The 18,030-nt window shown below is 64.1% G+C and carries 14 protein-coding genes; 4 read left to right on the top strand and 10 right to left on the bottom strand.

Annotated features, from left to right (window positions below; translation table 11 throughout):
- Positions 1-67: 67 nt before the first annotated feature.
- Both ACGYLD_RS16210 and ACGYLD_RS16215 read right to left on the bottom strand, forming a co-directional pair.
- Positions 68-739, bottom strand: a complete 672-nt coding sequence (locus ACGYLD_RS16210; protein WP_067265504.1) for an amino acid ABC transporter permease — start codon at positions 737-739, stop codon at positions 68-70.
- Between the two features lie 80 nt (positions 740-819).
- Positions 820-1,629 carry an ABC transporter substrate-binding protein gene (locus ACGYLD_RS16215; protein ID WP_271693004.1) on the bottom strand — a complete coding sequence of 270 codons (810 nt, stop codon included), beginning with the start codon at positions 1,627-1,629 and terminating at the stop codon, positions 820-822.
- 197 nt (positions 1,630-1,826) lie between these two features.
- Here ACGYLD_RS16215 and ACGYLD_RS16220 point away from each other — a divergent pair, with 197 nt between their 5' ends.
- Entirely contained in the window at positions 1,827-2,459 is a 633-nt protein-coding gene (locus ACGYLD_RS16220) for a GntR family transcriptional regulator (RefSeq protein WP_276155682.1), read from the top strand.
- Here ACGYLD_RS16220 and ACGYLD_RS16225 read toward each other — a convergent pair.
- Positions 2,456-3,343 carry a LysR substrate-binding domain-containing protein gene (locus ACGYLD_RS16225; RefSeq protein ID WP_271693003.1) on the bottom strand — a complete coding sequence of 296 codons (888 nt, stop codon included), beginning with the start codon at positions 3,341-3,343 and terminating at the stop codon, positions 2,456-2,458. The genes ACGYLD_RS16220 and ACGYLD_RS16225 overlap by 4 nt on opposite strands.
- Before the next feature lie 118 nt (positions 3,344-3,461).
- Here ACGYLD_RS16225 and ACGYLD_RS16230 point away from each other — a divergent pair, with 118 nt between their 5' ends.
- The 3 genes from ACGYLD_RS16230 (at position 3,462) to htpX (ending at position 5,481) form a co-directional block, all read left to right on the top strand.
- Positions 3,462-4,166: an SDR family oxidoreductase gene (locus tag ACGYLD_RS16230; protein ID WP_394403216.1), complete on the top strand. Its 705-nt coding sequence runs from the start codon at positions 3,462-3,464 to the stop codon at positions 4,164-4,166.
- Positions 4,156-4,404 (top strand): DUF6552 family protein, encoded by a 249-nt coding sequence (locus ACGYLD_RS16235; RefSeq protein ID WP_271693001.1) that lies wholly within the window; start codon positions 4,156-4,158, stop codon positions 4,402-4,404. The genes ACGYLD_RS16230 and ACGYLD_RS16235 overlap by 11 nt, the downstream gene beginning before the upstream one ends.
- Positions 4,405-4,557: 153 nt before the next feature.
- Positions 4,558-5,481: a zinc metalloprotease HtpX gene (gene htpX / locus ACGYLD_RS16240; protein ID WP_271693000.1), complete on the top strand. Its 924-nt coding sequence runs from the start codon at positions 4,558-4,560 to the stop codon at positions 5,479-5,481.
- A gap of 7 nt (positions 5,482-5,488) precedes the next feature.
- Here the strand turns inward: htpX and ACGYLD_RS16245 are convergent, their stop codons facing one another.
- The 7 genes from ACGYLD_RS16245 to ACGYLD_RS16275 all read right to left on the bottom strand — a co-directional run bounded on the left by ACGYLD_RS16245 (position 5,489) and on the right by ACGYLD_RS16275 (position 17,855).
- A complete protein-coding gene (locus tag ACGYLD_RS16245; RefSeq protein WP_271692999.1) occupies positions 5,489-6,532 on the bottom strand; it encodes a siderophore-interacting protein in 1,044 nt (347 codons plus the stop codon).
- A gap of 61 nt (positions 6,533-6,593) precedes the next feature.
- Complete coding sequence (locus ACGYLD_RS16250; protein WP_271692998.1) at positions 6,594-8,690, bottom strand: TonB-dependent siderophore receptor; 2,097 nt, start codon at positions 8,688-8,690, stop codon at positions 6,594-6,596.
- 98 nt (positions 8,691-8,788) lie between these two features.
- Positions 8,789-9,613, bottom strand: coding sequence for an ABC transporter ATP-binding protein (locus ACGYLD_RS16255; RefSeq protein ID WP_067265489.1), 825 nt, complete (start codon positions 9,611-9,613; stop codon positions 8,789-8,791).
- Positions 9,610-10,641, bottom strand: coding sequence for an iron chelate uptake ABC transporter family permease subunit (locus tag ACGYLD_RS16260; protein WP_271692997.1), 1,032 nt, complete (start codon positions 10,639-10,641; stop codon positions 9,610-9,612). The genes ACGYLD_RS16255 and ACGYLD_RS16260 overlap by 4 nt, the downstream gene beginning before the upstream one ends.
- Positions 10,638-11,639 (bottom strand): iron ABC transporter permease, encoded by a 1,002-nt coding sequence (locus ACGYLD_RS16265; RefSeq protein WP_271692996.1) that lies wholly within the window; start codon positions 11,637-11,639, stop codon positions 10,638-10,640. The genes ACGYLD_RS16260 and ACGYLD_RS16265 overlap by 4 nt, the downstream gene beginning before the upstream one ends.
- Entirely contained in the window at positions 11,639-12,556 is a 918-nt protein-coding gene (locus ACGYLD_RS16270; protein WP_394403225.1) for an iron-siderophore ABC transporter substrate-binding protein, read from the bottom strand. Before ACGYLD_RS16270 ends, ACGYLD_RS16265 begins: the two co-directional genes overlap by 1 nt.
- A gap of 187 nt (positions 12,557-12,743) precedes the next feature.
- Positions 12,744-17,855 carry a GEVED domain-containing protein gene (locus tag ACGYLD_RS16275; RefSeq protein WP_271692995.1) on the bottom strand — a complete coding sequence of 1,704 codons (5,112 nt, stop codon included), beginning with the start codon at positions 17,853-17,855 and terminating at the stop codon, positions 12,744-12,746.
- Positions 17,856-18,030 lie beyond the last annotated feature (175 nt).

The raw sequence follows: 18,030 nt of genomic DNA on the forward strand, positions 1-18,030 counted from the left end.
CTCCGTAGGGTGTTGGCCGCGCAGGCGCGCGGGACGGTAATTTTGTGGGGGACGGGGCCGCTTCGGCTCAGCGGTAGCCGCGCTTGTAATGCTGCTCTAGCCAGCCGGTGAAACGGACCATCGGCCAAAGGATCGCGATGTAGATCAGCGCGGCCAGCAGCAGCGGCGTCGGATTGGCGAAAAGCGCCTGCGCGTCGGTGGCCTGTTTCAGCAAATCATCCATCGCCACGACCGAAGCGAGCGAAGTGTCTTTCATGATCGCCACCGCATAGGAGGCAAGCGGCGGGATCATCATCCGAAACGCCTGCGGCAGGATCACCTTGCGCATGGTGGTAAAGAAGGACAGGCCAAGCGCATCGCAGGCTTCGAACTGCCCGCGCGGTACGGCTTCGATCCCGGCACGCACGACCTCTGCCGTATAGGCCGCCAGCACCAGCGCCAGCGCAATGGTCGCCCCCACGAATGAGGAAAAGACGATGCCCGCGAAGGGCAGCGCGTAGTAGACGAGGATCAGCACCACCAGCACCGGAATGGCGCGGAAGATATCCGTATACAGAACCGCCAGCAGCCGGAACGGCTTGGCCGCATAGAGCCGCACCAGACAGACCAGCACGCCAAGGATGCCGCCAAAGAAAATCGCCGAAGCGCCCAGCAGGATGGTGTTGAGCAGCCCGCGCATCAAGATCGGGAAAGCGCGGCGCATCACGTCGAGATTGAAGAAGATGTCGATGATTTCCATTGCGCATTCCGTCAGTTTGATCGCAGGGGGCAAGCCTTAGGCCGCAGGCGGAGCAGCGCCCCGCCCGCGGCCCAAAGGTATCAGTCCGCCGAGGTGGGCACCGGCAGCGGGGTCACCGCAAGGCTACCCTCGGCAGGGGCCACGCCGAGCCATTTCTCATAGAGCGCCGCCATGGTTCCGTCCTCTTTCATCGAAGAGATCGCACCGTTGACCGCCTCCAGATGCTCAGAGCCCTTGGGCATCATGATCGCGAATTTATCGCCCGTCGGAATCTCGACCGAGACCTGCAAGCCCTGCATCGTCGGCTGGGCAAAGGCGTAGCGCAGGCTGACGATATCATTCACCGCGGCATCGATCCGGCCACTGCGCAGATCGGTCAGCATATTGGCGGTGGTGTCATAGCTGGAATAGGATTTAAAGCCGAGCTCATCCTCCCGTTCTTTCAACCAGTTCTCCGGGAAAGAGGTGGCGATGGAACCGATGCGCTTGCCCTCCAGCCCGTCGAGATCGGCAATCCCGGCGTCGGTCTTGGTGCCGACCCCCAATGCGCCCGAGAAATAGGGCTGCGTGAAAGACTGCGCCTCAAGCCGTTCATCGGTGATGGTGAGCGATGAGATCACCGCATCCACCCGGCCCGAGGCGGTGGCCACGAAAAGCGCGCGGAAGTCGTAGCCGCTGATTTCGGTCGTCTTGCCAAGCCGGGCGGCGACCTCATTGATGATGTCGACCTCGAACCCCTCGAAGGCGCCCGCTTCGTTCTTGAACTCCCACGGCGGGTTCGCCGGGTAAGAGCCGATTTTCAGCACGTCCTGCGCCATGGCAGAGACGCCCGACAGTGTCGTCAGCGCCGCGACGGTGAGGCCAACGATCAGATTATTTTTCAGATTCATGTTTTGCTCCCTGTGAACACCCCCGCGCAGCGCGGCAAGCTTTCCCCTATTGGCTGCCATTTTTCGTATACGAATTCAATTGAATTTTACGAGTATGCAAACTTATACCTAGCCATAAGCGTATTTCCTGCGCATGCTCGGCCTGCAATCGCATACTTTTCAGAGAGGTCGGAATGCCCCGCTCAGCCAAGCGCCACATGAAAGATCAGATTTACGACATCTTCCTCGGGCGCATTCAGCGGGGCGAGATCAGCCATGGCGACCGCTTTGTCGACACCGCCGTCGCCGAAGAGTTCAACGTCTCGCGAATGCCGGTACGCGATGCGCTGATGCGCCTGTCGCATGAGGGCTACCTCGACAGCACGACACGGGGCTTCACCCTGCCCAACCTGTCGATGCGCCAGATTTGCGAGATTTTCGAGTTGCGCCGCCTGCTGGAACCGCGCGCCGCGGCGCTGGCCACCAATCAGCTGACCGATGAGGACATCGCCACCCTGACCCGCGCGGTGGAACAATCCGAGCGCACGTTGGAAACCGGCGATATCGAAAGCCTCTATGCCGCCTCCGAAGACATCCGCCGCACTTGGATCATGGCGGTGCCCAACATCGAGTTGCGCGACACGATCCTGCGCTACATGGCCCAAATTCAGGCCGTTCGCATGGCCACGCTGCGCGACGCCGTCGCGCATGAAACCCTCGTGGAGTTGCACCGCGACATGCTGCGCGCCTTTACCGCCCGCGATGCGGCCAAGGTGGAGCTTTTGCTGCTGCGCTACGTTCTGGCTGGAGAGGATAGCTTCCTGCGGCTGAAAGCCCGCGCGCAGGATTAACCCGCCTCGCCCTTGGCCACCGTACAGAGCCAATCGCGCACGATGATCGCCGCGCTCGACACCCCCTGCCGGGGCGAAAGCAGGTAGAAATCCAGCCCGCCTTCCATCACATGCGGCACCGGGCGCAGCAGCCGCCCCGCCTCAAGATCGCGCTGCACCAGAAAGCGGCTTGCCAGCGCCACCCCCTGCCCCGCCAATGCAGCATCAAGGCTCAGCGTCGTTTGATTGAACCGCAGCGTGCGGGCCGGTTTGACGCTGCTGCCAACGGCCTCTTCGGCAAAGCGCGGCCAGAGGTCATGGGTATCGTGAAGCAGGGTCATGCGCGCCAGTGTGGCGGCATCGACCGCCCCCTCCCCCGCAAGCAGCGCCGGAGAACACACCGCCACCACCTCCTGCGTGAAAAGCAAGTTCGCCCTCAGGCTCGCCCCAAAGGGCGGACGCGCCTGTCGCACGGCAAGGTCGATCCCATCGGCATGAAAACTCGCCACCCGCTCTGTCGCCGTGATGCGCAAATCAATGCCGGGGTGCGCTTGGGTGAAGTCCGAAAGCCGGGGGATCAGCCATTTGGATGCGAAGGTCGGCGTCACGCTGATCGTCACCCGCGCCGGGGCGTGGCGCAGGGCATCCGTCGCCTCCGCCAATTGCTCGAAAGCACGCGACACCGACAGATGATAGGCGCGCCCCTCGTCAGTAAAGGCCAGCCCCCGCGGCTCGCGCAGGAACAGACGCAGCCCCAGATGATCCTCCAGCCCGCGCACTTGCTGGGCGACCGCGCCTTGAGTCACGCCCAACTCATCCGCCGCGGCCCGGAAATTCAGGTGACGCCCCGCGGCAGCAAAGGCACGAAGCCCGTTCAAGGGCGGCAGAGGCATCTCATTCGACATGATAGAATTCCTACAGTCACACAACAAAGCATCTGGCTGGCTGCACGGGATCACAGCGCCTAAATGACGCAGCATATCCGCGCAGCGCAATCGCTGCCTAGTATATGGAGCATATCCGATGACAGCAGAAAAAGTAGCCCTTATCACCGCAGGCGGCAGCGGCATGGGCGCGGGCGCGGCCCGCAAACTGGCGGCAGACGGCTTTAAGGTCGGCGTCTTGTCTTCTTCCGGCAAGGGAGAGGCGCTCGGCACCGAACTGGGTGGCTTTGGGATCACCGGCTCGAACCAATCGCCAGACGCACTGGCGCAGCTGGTAGATGGCGCGATGGACCGTTGGGGCCGCGTCGATGTGCTGGTGAACTCCGCCGGGCATGGGCCGAAGGGCGACATTCTGGAAATGAGCGACGCAGATTGGCACGATGGGATGGACGTCTATCTGATGAACGTGATCCGGCCCACCCGTTTGGTAACGCCGATCATGGCGGCGCAGGGCGGCGGTGCGATCATCAATATCTCAACCTTCGCCACCTTCGAGCCGGACCCGCTCTTTCCCACCTCGGGCGTCTTCCGCGCCGGGCTGGCGGGTTTCACCAAACTCTACGCCGATCAATATGCGGGCCAGAACATCCGCATGAACAACGTCTTGCCCGGCTTTATCGACAGCCTGCCCGAGACTGAGGACCGGCGCGTGCGCATTCCCATGGGGCGCTACGGCACCGAGGCCGAGGTGTCATCGCTGATCGGCTGGCTCGCTTCCGAGGGCGGGGCCTATGTCACCGGGCAGAACTGGTGCATCGACGGCGGGCTGACCCGTGGCGTCTGAAGTGCTGGCGCCCGCCACGCCGCAGCGGCTGGCCTTTTGGGTCAAATGGATCGCCTCGGTGATCCAAATACTCGGCTATGCCGCCACAGGTTTCGGCTGGACGCCGTGGAACCTCTACCTCTTCGTGGTGGGGGTTCTGGGCTGGCTGATCGTCGGGCTGCTTTGGAATGACCGGGCGATCACGCTGGTTCACCTTGTTGCTATGGGGGCGATGCTTGCGGGGATGGCCAGCCAGTAGTGGCGGTGTGTCGAGGGGCGTCGCCTGCGTGATGGCCCCCCGTATCCCCGCATAACATCCGGCGGGGGAACCGTGTCCCCTCCCCCCGCCTGCCTTGCACGACGCTGAACCTGCCCCATATCTCTTTGCAAAGGACAACCGCGAGAGACCAAGATGGGCTATGTAAAGACAGCGATGCTGATGGCGGCGATGACCGCGCTTTTCATGGGGGTCGGCTATCTGATCGGCGGATCGGGCGGTGCGCTGATCGCGCTGGTGGTGGCGGCGGGGATGAACGCCTTCACCTGGTGGAACTCCGACCGCATGGTGCTCAAGATGCACAATGCGCAGCCCGTCTCGCCGGGGGACCGCGCGGGGCTCTACGCCATGACGGCAGAGCTTGCGCGGAATGCGGGCCTCCCCGAGCCCAAAGTCTATCTGATCGACACGCCCCAGCCCAACGCCTTCGCCACCGGGCGCAATCCGGCCAACGCTGCCGTGGCGGTGACGAAAGGGCTGATGCAAAGCCTCAGCCGCGAGGAACTGGCGGGCGTCATAGCGCATGAGTTGGCGCATATCCGCAACCACGACACGGCGATCATGACCGTGACCGCGACTTTCGCCGGTGCGATTTCGATGCTGGCGAATTTCGCGCTATTCTTCGGCGGCGCGCGTGAGCGGATGGGGATGATCGGGACGTTGATGATGATGTTCCTCGCCCCCATGGCCGCCGCGCTGGTGCAGATGGCGATCAGCCGGACGCGGGAATATGCCGCCGATAAGGCCGGGGCCGAGATCTGCGGCCATCCGCTCTGGCTCGCCTCGGCGCTTGAGAAGATCGCCTTGGGGGCCGCGCGGATCGACAATCACGCGGCAGAGCGCAACCCGGCCACGGCGCATATGTTCATCATCAACCCGCTACACGCGCATAAACATGACAGTCTTTTCGCCACGCACCCGGCGACGGAGAACCGCATCGCGGCCCTGCGTGCGATGACACCTGACGCCGCGCCAGTGCGAACACACAGCGCCCGCCCAACCAGCAGCAGCCGCATCCCGAAAACCGGCAGACGCCGCGACGCGGGGCCATGGCACTAGGCCGCGCTTAGCCCCGCCGCCAGTAGGCGGTACAAATCTGGCGGGTTTTATCCATGCCGAGATGGGTTTTGAAATGTCCGCGCAATTGCTGCGCGTTCTGGAACTCTCCGGCGAAAAAGGCATAGCCCAAACCGTCATCCGTCAGCGCCTGCGCATGGCCAAGCACTTCGGCCTCGAAGGTGGCGGGCGGCAGGGCATGGACGCGCAGCTTGGTCTTGGGCAGGTAGTCGCGATACGACACGCCTTGCGGCAGGGCCGCCACCACATCGCCCACCGCATCCTCCGGCAGCCGCGCCAAAAGCTGCGCTACGGCGGGCAGCCCCGTGCCATCGGCGGCAAGGAAATAGGAAGAGGCTTTCGGCAAGGCGCTGATGCCCACCGGCCCCATTGCGCCGATCCGTTGCCCAGCTTGGGCGTTCTGGGCCCATTGCGAGATCAGGCCGGAGCCGTGGCGAACCACGTCGATATCGACCTCTTCGCGCTCGGGGCGGATGTTCTTGAGCGTGACATAGCGGGCATGCAACTCATCCGCACCCTTGGGCCAAACCGGCGCCCCATTGGCGCCCATCACCGGCCAGACCGGCGTGCGGCTGGCATCGCGCGGCAGGATCAGACGCAGGTGGATGCCCTGCGGGGCAAGTTCGGCAATGTCGGGGTAATGCAGGGTAACACGCTGCATCCCTTCGAAGAGGATTTCGCTGTTCAGCACCTCCAACAAACGGAAGTTCTGCGGCGTTTCTCCGGCCTCTTGCGCCACACCCTGCCAGCGGATGCGATCGGCCAGCGCGGGGTCAAACTCCGCCACATGATGGACCATGCCCTCTTTCGAGAATTGCATGGCGTTTTCGCCGGGGGCTTGCAGGCTGACCTCCAGCCCACGCGGGCAAAGATCGAACTCTACCCGGTAGCCGTCTTGCTCAAACACATGACCCGTCGGCCCCTTGGCGCGAAACGCCATGCCGTGGTCATCGACAAGATGCGACAGGATTTGCGAGAGCATCTCCTGCGGGGCATCCATGGGGATGGTGGTCTTGGCTTTGGCGATGGTCATCTGCGGCTCCTCCCGAGGCAAAGAAAAGCGCGGCACACGAGGGGAGTGCCGCGCTCTAGGCTCACCAGCTATGGGCCAGCTTCACGGTGACTTCACGGCCGGGGCTGTAGAAGTCAGCGTAAGAGCCGCCGAAGGAGGTGTGCTTTTCGTCGAACAGGTTAGTGACATTGGCCGACAGGGTGGTCTGCTCGGACAGATCATAGCTGACCGCGGCGTCGACCACGACAAAACTGCCTGTCTCACCCGTGGCGTTGCTGTCGCTGTAGTAGTAGCCGCTGTTGAACCGTGCGCCCAAACCGACTGTCAGATCACCACGGCCAAGGTTTTCCCAAGTCCGGCTGGCCCAGATCGAAGCGACGCTTTCAGGCACCAGTCCGGGGCGGTTGCCGACATTGCCCGCCGTGCCGTTCTCTTTGATCTCGGCATCCAGATAGCTGTAGGCGGCGGTGAGAGTATAGGCGCCCATCTCGGCCTTGGCTTCCAGATCGATACCACGCACGCCGATCTCACCAATGGTTTCCGGCAGGTTGGTCGCAGGGTTGGTGCGGGTGATGTTGCTTTTCGACAGGTCATAGACCGAGGCCGTCAACAGCGCGTTTGTGCCCATGGGCTGCCATTTGGTGCCCAGCTCGAACTGCTCGCCCTCTTCCGGCTCGACGCCAAAGCCTGCGGGCACGACCGACTGTGCGTAGTTCCCAAAGACCGAGAGGTTGGGTTTGATCTTATAGGTCAGACCCAGGCGGCCCGTCGTCTCGCTGATGTCGTTGGTTTGAACCGTGCCGGCAAGGTTGTTGGTCTCAGTCACGTCGATCCAGTCGTGCCGCAGCCCGAAGGAGGCGATGAAACGCTCGTTCCAGTTCAGCTCTTGCTGAGCGTAGATCGCCTTGCCCTCCGTCTCGGTGTCAAGATCGGCAAACATCGGCACACTGGTCGGACGGCCCGTATAGGTCGGGTTGTCGCGGTCAACCGACGGTGCCGGGCCATAGAAGCGTTGGTCAGACTCGTCGGACCAAGAGAATTCGACCCCCGCCGTGGTGGTGCTGGCGGCCCCGCCGAGGAACCCCTCATAGGTCAGATGCAGATCGGAGATCATGCTCTCGCTCGTGCCATCGCTGGCAAAAAAGGCGCGGTCCACCGTGCTGTCATTCGGGGTTCCATCGCTGACATAGGCATAGCCGAAGTCATCGGCGCTGTCGCTGTAGCGCAGGGTGCCGCCAAAGCTCAGCCCGTTGCCAAAATCATGCGCGCCCAGAACCGATACGGTCGTCCGCTCGGTGCCGCGGTAGTTGTAGTCAGGCTCGCCGTAGAACACATCGCTGCGGTCAAAATCGCCGCCCGCCGGGAAACCGCCGCTGCCGGGTACGGAATCGCGGTTGAGGTGATCGACGATCACGGTCAGCTCAGACGCATCGGAGGAGCGCCATGTCAGGCCGCCCATCGCGAAGATCTCATCGTTCTCGGAATAGGGATACTCAAGCTCGCCATTGCGCAGCAGGCCGGTGAAACGGTAGCTGAGCGTGCCTTCCTCATCCAGCTTGTCGCCGAAATCCACACCGGTTTCCAAGCTGCCATAGGAGTCGACCGAGGTGTAGACACTGCCAAAACGTTCGTCGCGGGGGCGTTTACTGACATAGTTGACCGAGCCACCGGGATCGGAAAGGCCAAAGGTCGAAGACGACGCGCCCCGGATCACTTCGACCCGCTCATAGGCGAAGGGTTCTTCGCGGACCGATCCGAAGTTCGCGCCCAATGTCAGCCCATCGCGGTAGGTATAGGCTTCGAACCCGCGCAGGATGAAATAGTCGAACCGATCATCTGCGCCATAGCTGTCGGTGCTGGCACCGGCTGTGTAGTTCAACACCTGCTCCACGCTATCCGCGCCGCGGGCTTCGATCTCGCGGCTGGTGATGACCGAGACGCTGGCCGGGATGTCGATGATCTCACCCGACAGTTTGCCGCCGCTGCTGATCTCGCTGGCGACAACCGTTTCGGCATCCGCCGCGCCGGACGTCTCGGAACTGGCTTCGAGGATCACGTCATCCAGCTGGTAAGTTTCTTGCGCGTAAAGCGTGCCCGGCACCAGCGCCGTGCAGCACAGCAGCGCCGTCTTGAGAGAGCCGCGCCCCATTTGCAGGGGGATGAGTTTGGAAGAGGACATGGCGGTCTCCGTAATAACCTAGTGAATCTGTCGGGATTCCCTTACCCCTATGATACGGAGGAGACCAGAGTCAATCTGACTGAATTAGTCAGTTATTTTCAGGCCGCGGCATTCTTGCGTGGCGGCCCGATCTTGTGACGCCCAATTGGCACCATGCAGGGGGTCTGCGAGACCGGATCGTTGACGATACGGCACGACAGGCCAAAGACGGTTTTCACCAATTCCTCGGTCAGGACCTCGGCGGGCGGCCCCTCGGCGCGGATGCCGCCATCGCCCACGGCGATCAGGTGATCGGCATAGCGCGCGGCGAGGTTCAGATCATGCAGCACCATGACGATCGTCGTCCCCTGCGCCATGTTGAGATCGACCAGCAGGTCCAGCACCTCGACCTGATGCGCCACGTCCAGAAAGGTCGTTGGCTCGTCCAGCAGCAACAGGTCGGTCTCTTGTGCTAAGGCCATGGCGATCCAGACACGCTGGCGTTGACCGCCCGACAGCGTGTCGAGATCACGCTCGGCCAGTTCCTCGGTCCCTGTCGCGGCCAGCGCGCGGGCCACGGCGCGGTCATCCTCTGCCGACCAGCGCGAGAACAGCCCCTGATGCGGATGCCGCCCACGCCCGACAAGATCGGCCACGGCAATCCCCTCAGGCGCGATGGGCGATTGCGGCAGCAGCCCCATGACCTGCGCCAGCTTGCGCGACTTCATTTGGTGCACCGCTTCGCCATCCAGCAGAACCGCGCCGGACTTGGGCTGCAAAATCCGCGCCAGCGTCCGCAAAAGCGTTGACTTCCCCGAGGCGTTCCCGCCCACGATGGCCGTGATCTTCCCCGCCGGGACGGTGAGCGTTACCCCCTCCAAAATCACGCGCTTTTCATAGCCCGCGCCCAGATCGCGCGTTTCAAGACGGTGGTCGTGGGTCATAGCGTGCCCCCATTTCTATTGGCGCGAACGATGAGATACAAAAGGAAGGGCGCGCCGACCGCGCCGGTGACGACCCCCACGGGCAAGCGGGCGGGCAGCAGGAACTGCCCCACGAAATCGCCCGCGATGACCAGCAAAGCACCCACAAGCCCTGCCCCCAACAGCAACCCGGTCGTGCCCGGCAAAAGCCGCGCCGCAATGGGCCCCGCAAGGAAGGCAACAAAGGCAATCGGCCCGGTCGCTGCCGTGGCGATGGCCACAAGGCCGACGGCGGCCAGTGTCACGCGCAGCCGCGTGGCGTCAGCACGCACGCCAAGCGCTTCGGCGGTGTCATCGCCAAGGCGCAGCACCTCCAGATCGCGGGCGGTAACGGCCAAGAGCCCGCCGAAGACCAACAGCGCCCCCGCCACGGGCAGCGCTTGGACAAGCTGCATGCCGTTGAGGCTGCCAGTCAGCCAGCGCATCGCCTCGGCCCGGTCCCATGCGGGCGCTTCAAGCAAGACATAGGCCGTCACACTGTCGAGCATGGCAGAGACGCCGATGCCGATCAGGATCAGCCGCGCCCCGGCGGCACCGCGGCGCGAGGACAGCGCCCAGATCATCGCCGCGACCCCAAGCCCCGCCACGACCGCCACAAGCGACACCAGCCAACCGTCGAGGGCCAGAATAACGATGGCAAAGACCGCCGCCGCACCTGCGCTGGCGCTGATGCCGATGATATCGGGGCTGGCCAGCGGGTTGCGCAGCATGATCTGAAACGCCACCCCGCCCAAGCCAAAGCTGGCCCCGGCCAAGAGCCCCATGACCGCGCGCGGCAGGCGTAAATCCGTCACCACGAATGAGGCATTGGCCCCCGGCGCCCCCGTCAGCGCGGCCCAGACATCGCCCGGTGGCAGGCAACCGCGCCCACAGCTGAGCGTCAGGAGCATAAGCGCGGAAACGAACGCGGCCAGTGCGACCAGCACCTGAACACGCCGCGTCGCGGCAGGGCGGAAACGGCGGGGTGCGGTAATGGTCACATCGCTCATAGCCCACGCATCCTGTGATTGCGCACCGTCCAGATAAAGAAGGGCGCGCCGACAAAGGCCGTGACGATGCCCACGTCCAACTCATTCGGGCGGGCGATGACGCGGCCCAGCACGTCCGACAGCCCCAGCATGGAGGCCCCCGCCAAGGCCGAGAGCGGCAGCACCAGCCGGTAATCGACACCCGCGATCATCCGGCACAGATGCGGCACGACCAGCCCGACAAAGCCGATTGGCCCGCAAAGCGCCGTCGCCGTGCCGCAAAGGATCACCGCCCCCGCCGCCGCCATGACCCGGCCCAAGGCGACGCTTTGGCCAAGGCCGGTGGCCAGTTCTTCGCCCAGGGCCAATGCGTTGAGAACCCGGGCCGAGGCGAGGCTCAGCGCCAGCCCCACCAGCGCGAAGGGCATGGCGGGCAAAAGCGTCTCAAAGCTCGCGCCGCCGATGCCGCCCACCTGCCAAGATTGCACAGAGCCCGCGATATCATTGCGCGGCAAGACCACCGCGATGATGAAGGCCGACACCGCCACAGAAGTTGCTGTGCCAGCAAGGGTAAGCTTCAGCGGTGTCGCCCCGCCCTGCCCAGCGGAGCCGATCAGATAGACGAAAATCGCGGTCAACCCCGCCCCGGCGATGCCGAGCCACAGAAAACTCTGCGCGCCGCTGATGTCGAACCAAGCGATGCCCACCACGACGAAAAGCGCCGCGCCCGCATTGACGCCCAGAATACCCGGATCGGCCAGCGGATTGCGGCTGATGCCCTGCATCACCGCCCCCGCAAGGCCAAGCGCCGCGCCCGCCAAAACGGCCAGCGCCGTGCGCGGCATCCGCACCGCGACCGCCGCAGCGCCGATGGACTCGATCCGGCCAGTCATGCCCGCCCAGATCTCGGCCCAAGGCACCGAACGCGCGCCCACGGTCAGCGACAGGCCGGTCATCAGCAGCAGCAGGCCCAGCAAAAGCGCGAGACCGGCCAGCCGTTGGGGGCGCTGCACCTGCATTATTCGCCGCGTGTGGCGGCCGCGCTCAGCCGTGCAAGATAATCGTCGAGCACATAGTCGATCGACAGCGGCGTCGGGTTCGCGGCAGTGCCCATCGGATCATTCGCCAAAAGCACGACCGAGCCGCGGGCGACCGCCGGGAAACGCGCGATCAGCGGGTTCTTGGCCAGCTCATCCAAGCGCGCCTGATCGCCATAGGTCACCACAACGTCTACATCGTCAAACAGGTCGATCCGTTCTGCACTGACACGGCCCGAGTATTTCCCGGCCTCGCTCGCCTCGCGCACCGCCTGCGGCGTCGCCATGCCGAGGTCGGTCAGGAATTGCACCCGCTGGTCGGCGGCGGCGTAGAAACCGATGGTGCTGAGGTCACGCGGATCAAGGTGGGTCACGAACATACCGGTCTTGCCCGCCAGTTCGGGATGCGCCGCGCGGGCGGTCGCGATCCGCTCTTCGATCTCGGCGACCATCGCCTCGCCCTCCTCGGCCATGCCAAGGCCCGCCGCATTCTGGCGGATCATCTCGCGCCATGTCGTTGTCCATGCCGCTTCGGGATAGGCGACGACCGGGGCGATGCGGCTGAGCGTTTCATAGTCCGACTGCGACAGGCCGGAATAGGCGGCGAGGATCACATCGGGCTGGGTGCTGGCCACGGCCTCGAAATCGATGCCATCGCCCTCGTCAAAGAGCGTGGGCACCTCGGCGTTCAATTCGTCCAACCGTTCGATCACCCAAGGCAGCAGCCCATCGCCATCGTCGTCCCCCCATGAGGCGCGGGCGAAGCCGACCGGCACGATGCCAAGCGCCAAGGGCACTTCGTGATTGGCCCAACCGACCGAGGCAACCCGCTCGGGGCGCTCTTCGATGGTGGTTTCGCCAAAGGCGTGTTCAACGGTGACGGGAAAGTCCTGCGCCATGGCGGCGGTCGCGCCGAAGGCCAAGCAAATGAATGACAACGTTCTGAGCACCGCGGCCCCCTTAATCCGATTCTTTTAGTAAACTATTGCCTGTTATGCCGCTGCGGGCGGGGATGCAACAGGTCAGTTCATCGGATCATGGGTTGGGACTGCGCCGGGGCCGCCTGCGAAGCGGCCCCGGGTGTGGTTATTGGATGCTGACCTCGAAGGAGACGAAGCCCTGCGCGCCGGGTTGCAGCGCCCCCGTACAGGACCAGCGCAGCGCCCCGTCGTAGCCCGGCGCATTTGCCAATGGCGCGTCCAAGGTGCAGGTCACCCCATCGGCCAGGGTGACCGGGCTGGGCACCGCTGCGGCCAAAGCCGTGTAGGGCGGTGTCTTGTCGTAGACGACGATGTCGCGCGCGGGCACGGTGCCCACGGTTTCGACATAGATGCGGTATTCCAACACATCCCCGGCAGCGGCGCCGTTGCTGACCCCTTCGGGCGTGCCGCGCGTCACGTTGCGGACGGTTTTGGTCAGTTTCAACGTGCCCTGCGCCGCCTCAACCACCAGCCGATCGGTGTTGACGTTTCGCTGGGCGAGGCCGCTGGAGCCATAGCTGGTGTCGGCGACCAGATCGAAGCGATAGGTCGATCCCTGCGTTGCCGCGCCCGAGACGGTGACCCGTGCAAGGACACAGATCAGATCGCCCGCCTCGGTGGGCAGCGCACCGGAGATCGCTTGGTCCGGCGTACCGTCGCAATCCGTATCCTCGTAAAGGGCGGTCGAGAAGGCCCCTTCGGGAGTCGAGGCTTCGGCGGTGACGCTGAAGGTCACGCTTCCGGGGGCCGAGGCGATATACTCATGCCGCAGCGCCAAGACCTGCCCGGCCCGGATCGTCTTGTCCTGCGATTGGTTCAGCCGCGCCGCTTCGATAAGGCCGAAGCCGAGCCCGGCGTAGGCGGTGCCCGCCGCGGGGGTGAAGGTGAAGCGCCCGTCATGGGGATCGCCGTTCACCACGCCGGGCAAGGCCGCGCCGCCCTCGGACACGTTGAGCAGACCCGCGCCGGGCTGGGCCACCACGGTGACCGCGCCGCTATACCCCTCAGGCAAGGCCGCGCGCCATGTGCCGTCCGCCGCCAGATCGGGCGTGACTAGCAAAGCGCCGCCCGCATCCAAAATCTCGACCACGGCGCGGTCCGTGCCCGCCTCGCCAGTCTGCTGGGCCCCGTCATAGGCGTCGCTCCCCGCGCCGATGTCAAAGAACACCACGCCAGAAAGCACCGGACCGTTGGAACGCCGGGTCACGCGGGCGAGCGCCTCGTCATCATCGACCAGCCCATCGCCGAGGTCATCCACCAGCGCGCCGGTGCCGGGGTCGCTGTCGGGGTCAGAAAGCGACGCGCCGATGATCTCTGCCTGATTTTCCGTGGCGCCTTCGCTCTGCATCGTGACGCGGATGGTCAGGCTGTGGCTGCTGCCCGAGGGCACGTCGCCAAGCAGCCACAGACCGGTCGAAGCGTCATAGCTATCGCCCTGCGCCGCCGCGTCGTCCGAGACATAGGCGAAGCCATCGGGGATGAGATCGAGCACCCGCACATCCGAGGGGCTGCCGGGGCCGGTGTTGGTCACCGTCAGCACGAGGTCGAGCGCCTCTTCCACCGTGGCCTCTGTCGCGGGGCTGGCGTCCGCCGCGCGTAGGATGGTTTGGGTCAGGGCCAAATCGGCCTCAGTCGGCAGGGTTTCAAAACCGAAATCAGAACTTACCGGGCTGCCGCTGCCCGCATCAACAGCAAGGCTCGCGATCGGGTTTCCCGTGGTCAGGGTGAGGCCCGCCGGTATCTCAGGGTCGGCCTCATCCACTTCGACCAGATAGGCATGTGCCGGGTCGAGGTTGCTGAAGGAATAGGCCCCCGCCGCATCGGTTTCGGTCACCGCCACCTGCGTATCATCGGCCCGGTCGCCGGGCGTGCCTGCATCGTCGAAAAGCGTCACGGTGATGCCCGCGGGCAGCGTGGCTTCGGCCCCGTCGCGGCTGCCGGAACTGTCGGCGTCCTCATAAAGCGTTCCGCCGATCCGGCCCTGCGGCAACAGATTGACGAGGGTCACGAGGTAATCCTCAACTTCCCCATCGAAGTTCAGACCGCTGAAGGGGTCTTGGGTCAGCGCGCTAGAGGTCGACCAGCGGATGCGGGCATAGGTGGTGCCATTGCCCACATCGACCGGCACGGGAATGTTCAGGCTGATCTGGTTGTTGAACGCGCCATCCGTATCGCCCAAGCCGCCGTCGCGAAAGTTGATGGCCACCTGTTCGGTCGGGTCGAAGACATTGTTCTGGTTGAAGTCGATCCAGAGCTGAAGATTGGTAATGCCTTCGGTCACCGGCAGACCAAGGGCCAGTTGCACGCTGAGGGTCTCATGGGTCTGAATGGTCAGCGGCACGATGGTGCCCGCCTCAAGCACCGGGAACTCGGCAATGGAATCCTCGTCGTCGATCCCGTCGAGGTCGTCACCATCGGCATTGGCGCTGAACATGCTCTCGGTCTCGGAATCGGGGAGGCCACCGCCAAGGTAGATGTCCGGCACGATGATATGGCGCGGCTCACCATAGCTGGCAGGCGCGTCGCCCCGGTCCACCAGATCGGCGGCGGCGATGATGAGGGAGTAATCCTCGATCTCGCCATCGACGGCAAAGCTCGCCACCGGCAGCCCGGCTTCGGAGGAGTAGCGGAACCGTGCAAAGGTGGTGGAGGTGGTGGCATCGCTGGGCACGGTCACGTCGATCTGGATCACGCCGTCGCCTGCCACATCGTCAAAGCCTGTGCCGTCGTCACGCAGGTCGCGGGCGATGTTTTCGCCGAAAGACCCTTCGAAGACCCCGTCGCCATTAAAGTCGATCCACGCCTGAAGGTAGCCCGCCCCTTTGACCGGAATGTTGAGCGTGCTGATCATCCCTTGGGTCATCACCGGAAAGACCACCGCGTCTTCGTCATTGCTGTCCAACAGGTCGTCCGCCGTGGCCGAAGCATCGGACTGCGCCACCAGTTCGATATCGGGCGGCACGTCGCCAAGATAGACCTGCGGCGTATCGCTGACCCCATGCGAGGCGGTCAGGTAAGAGATCGGCGCATCGCCAAAGTCGACCCCGAGCCCGTCGAAAACAGCGACCGTGACCTGCGCCCGGTCGCATTGCGTGGGGTCAATGCTGTCGCAAAGCTCATAGTCGATCAGATAGGTGCCCGAGGGCACCCCCGGCGGGACGATCACCCGGCCCGCATCGGCGCCTTGGGTTTCCAGCACGGGCACCGGATCACCGCTGTTCTGGGGTATGGCTTCGGTCAGCACCGCAAGCGTCGCGGTGGGGAAGGCGGCAGGCAAGCCGTTGATCGTGTCGTTGGACATGACCTCTCCCGCCGTACCGCCAAGCAGGCTGTTGAGCGGCGTCGCGGTATAGTCATCGTCGCCCGCCACCACGCTGGCCGAGGTATTCGCAACCGCGCAAAGCCGGATCGACGAGCCGCGCCGCGCGTTGTTCAGCGAGCTGCCGGTATAGCCGTGGATGAACTCCCCCTCGGTGAAGGTGCCGTATTCATAGGTGGCATAGTTGTCGAAACCGGTCTCGTTCGGCTCTTCCGTCCAATTGGTCGGGTCACCCACCTTGGCGGGGTCCATCGTGATCGCCTGCCCCCCGGCGGGAAAACCGGCGAGCGGGGCGGTGTGGAAATAGGAAATGCCATCGGGCGCGAGCAGCGGGCCGACCACATCCGAACTATCATCCGATGTCCCACGGCTGTCCACATCCGTCTGTTGAACGATCACGCCGTTGATACGGCTTTGCTCGACCGCCCGCCCTTGGGGGTTCGAGGGGGTGGCGCTGCCGTCTTCGACCAGGCGCAAACGGTAGGTGACGAAGCCGTTGTCAGCGGGTGTCATCCGCGCTTCGAGCGAGCCGTCGATATTGACCGCAGTGGCGTTGCTGATCTGGGTCGCTTGAAACACGACATCCAGATCGTTGCCATTGATGTCGGTGGTGACATTATCAAAGACGAAGATGTCCGAGGTCGTCAGCGCCGCCGCGCTGCCCGCTCCGGCCAGCTGCGTGCGCGGCTGCGCGAAAACCGACCGCGGCGTACAGGTTTGCGGGCCGGTGTCGGTGGACAGGACATTGGCGACGATGCTGGCGTTTTGCGGATTGGACTGCAGGCGCGACACGAAAGGCGTGCCGATCGCGCCGATCCCCGCCGTGGCCGTACTGTCGACCGCGCCCGACAGGGCATCCGCCGCCGTCACGGTATATTCCGCCGTACAGGTCACCTTGCCGCCCGGGGCCACAGGTGCGGTGATGGCCGGACAGGTGACCGTGCCGACAAGGCTGTCTTCGATCACCACGTCTTGGTTCGGGTTGAAGGGCAGCTCCCCTGTATTGGTCACCTCATAGATAAAGGTGACCGTCGTGCCCTGAAGCGCGGAGAGCGGGCTGGTAAACCGTGCAAGGCTGATTGTCTGTTCGGTGGTAAAGTTCACATCGGCGAAGATGCCGATCCCCCGCGCCCCCGCATCATAGGGCAGGGTCACCGGATTGTAGTAGCTGCGGACCTCGCCAATACTTTCGTCGTACCAAAGCTCAATCCGTGAGGTCGCATTGGGGTAGCTCAGCCGGATCGACCCATTGGTATCATCGCCCGAGCCAGGGGAGAGGAAGGCGCTGCCGTCGATGAAAAGACATTGCGCCTCGTTCCCGTTCAGCAGGCCGGTGTCGCCGGACCCCGGCCCGGGGCCGACCACGACGGTGGGTGCCGGCCCCAATGTGGTGATACTTGGGTTGCCGTTATCGCCAAAGGCCGTCACAAAATCGCAGCGGTCCCCGGTGCTGTGGTTGTCGGTGGGGTCAATGTCGAGGATGTCGACGGTAAGGTTGTCGACCTGAAACGCGACGCCGCCGGAACTGGCCGAGACGCTGGCGGTGATCCGGTCATCGCCGCGCCGCCCCGCATTCGGCGCGGCATCGCCCACGATGACAAGCGAATCGACACCGCCGCCCAGAACATTCACATCGTCGGGCGTAAAGATCGGATTGCCCTGCGCATCAGTGCTATAGGGGCGCAGATTGCCGGTGATCTCGACCGTTGTGTCGATCTCGAAACCATATTGGTCCGACAGAGTCCGCAACAAAGGCCCGGCAAAGCCTGCGGGCCAATCGAAAGTGGACCAATCGATCGAGAAATCCCCGGCATCCGCGGGAGAGGAGGAGACGGTAAGCGCGGCGCAAACGGCGAGGGAGACACCGCGCAGCGCTTTTCGGTTGGAGAGACGTTTCACAATTCACCTTTCGGTCCGAACCGGAGAGCCCGCGCAACGAGGCCCCCAGCGAGAATACGAACAAATATCTACCGGACATTTATCGCGAATTGTCGGTCTCAAAGCGAAGGTGCGTCCGGTCAAAGCAGATGCCGCTGCGGATAGCGCGATATACTTACGGATAGGTGAAACAGCT

Origin of the sequence: Sulfitobacter sp. 1A12056 (genome assembly GCF_043558125.1) — a bacterium.
In the GTDB taxonomy this organism is placed as follows: domain Bacteria; phylum Pseudomonadota; class Alphaproteobacteria; order Rhodobacterales; family Rhodobacteraceae; genus Sulfitobacter; species Sulfitobacter faviae.

Bases quoted from the DNA above. Each gene is read 5' to 3' on its own strand.
- ACGYLD_RS16230 (WP_394403216.1), top strand. From the start codon at position 3,462: ATGACAGCAGAAAAAGTAGCCCTTATCACCGCAGGCGGCAGCGGCATG.
- ACGYLD_RS16270 (WP_394403225.1), bottom strand. From the start codon at position 12,556: ATGGCGCAGGACTTTCCCGTCACCGTTGAACACGCCTTTGGCGAAACC.
- ACGYLD_RS16225 (WP_271693003.1), bottom strand. From the start codon at position 3,343: ATGTCGAATGAGATGCCTCTGCCGCCCTTGAACGGGCTTCGTGCCTTT.
- ACGYLD_RS16265 (WP_271692996.1), bottom strand. From the start codon at position 11,639: ATGCAGGTGCAGCGCCCCCAACGGCTGGCCGGTCTCGCGCTTTTGCTG.
- ACGYLD_RS16215 (WP_271693004.1), bottom strand. From the start codon at position 1,629: ATGAATCTGAAAAATAATCTGATCGTTGGCCTCACCGTCGCGGCGCTG.
- ACGYLD_RS16250 (WP_271692998.1), bottom strand. From the start codon at position 8,690: ATGTCCTCTTCCAAACTCATCCCCCTGCAAATGGGGCGCGGCTCTCTC.
- ACGYLD_RS16245 (WP_271692999.1), bottom strand. From the start codon at position 6,532: ATGACCATCGCCAAAGCCAAGACCACCATCCCCATGGATGCCCCGCAG.
- ACGYLD_RS16220 (WP_276155682.1), top strand. From the start codon at position 1,827: ATGAAAGATCAGATTTACGACATCTTCCTCGGGCGCATTCAGCGGGGC.
- ACGYLD_RS16255 (WP_067265489.1), bottom strand. From the start codon at position 9,613: ATGACCCACGACCACCGTCTTGAAACGCGCGATCTGGGCGCGGGCTAT.
- ACGYLD_RS16260 (WP_271692997.1), bottom strand. From the start codon at position 10,641: ATGAGCGATGTGACCATTACCGCACCCCGCCGTTTCCGCCCTGCCGCG.
- htpX (WP_271693000.1), top strand. From the start codon at position 4,558: ATGGGCTATGTAAAGACAGCGATGCTGATGGCGGCGATGACCGCGCTT.
- ACGYLD_RS16210 (WP_067265504.1), bottom strand. From the start codon at position 739: ATGGAAATCATCGACATCTTCTTCAATCTCGACGTGATGCGCCGCGCT.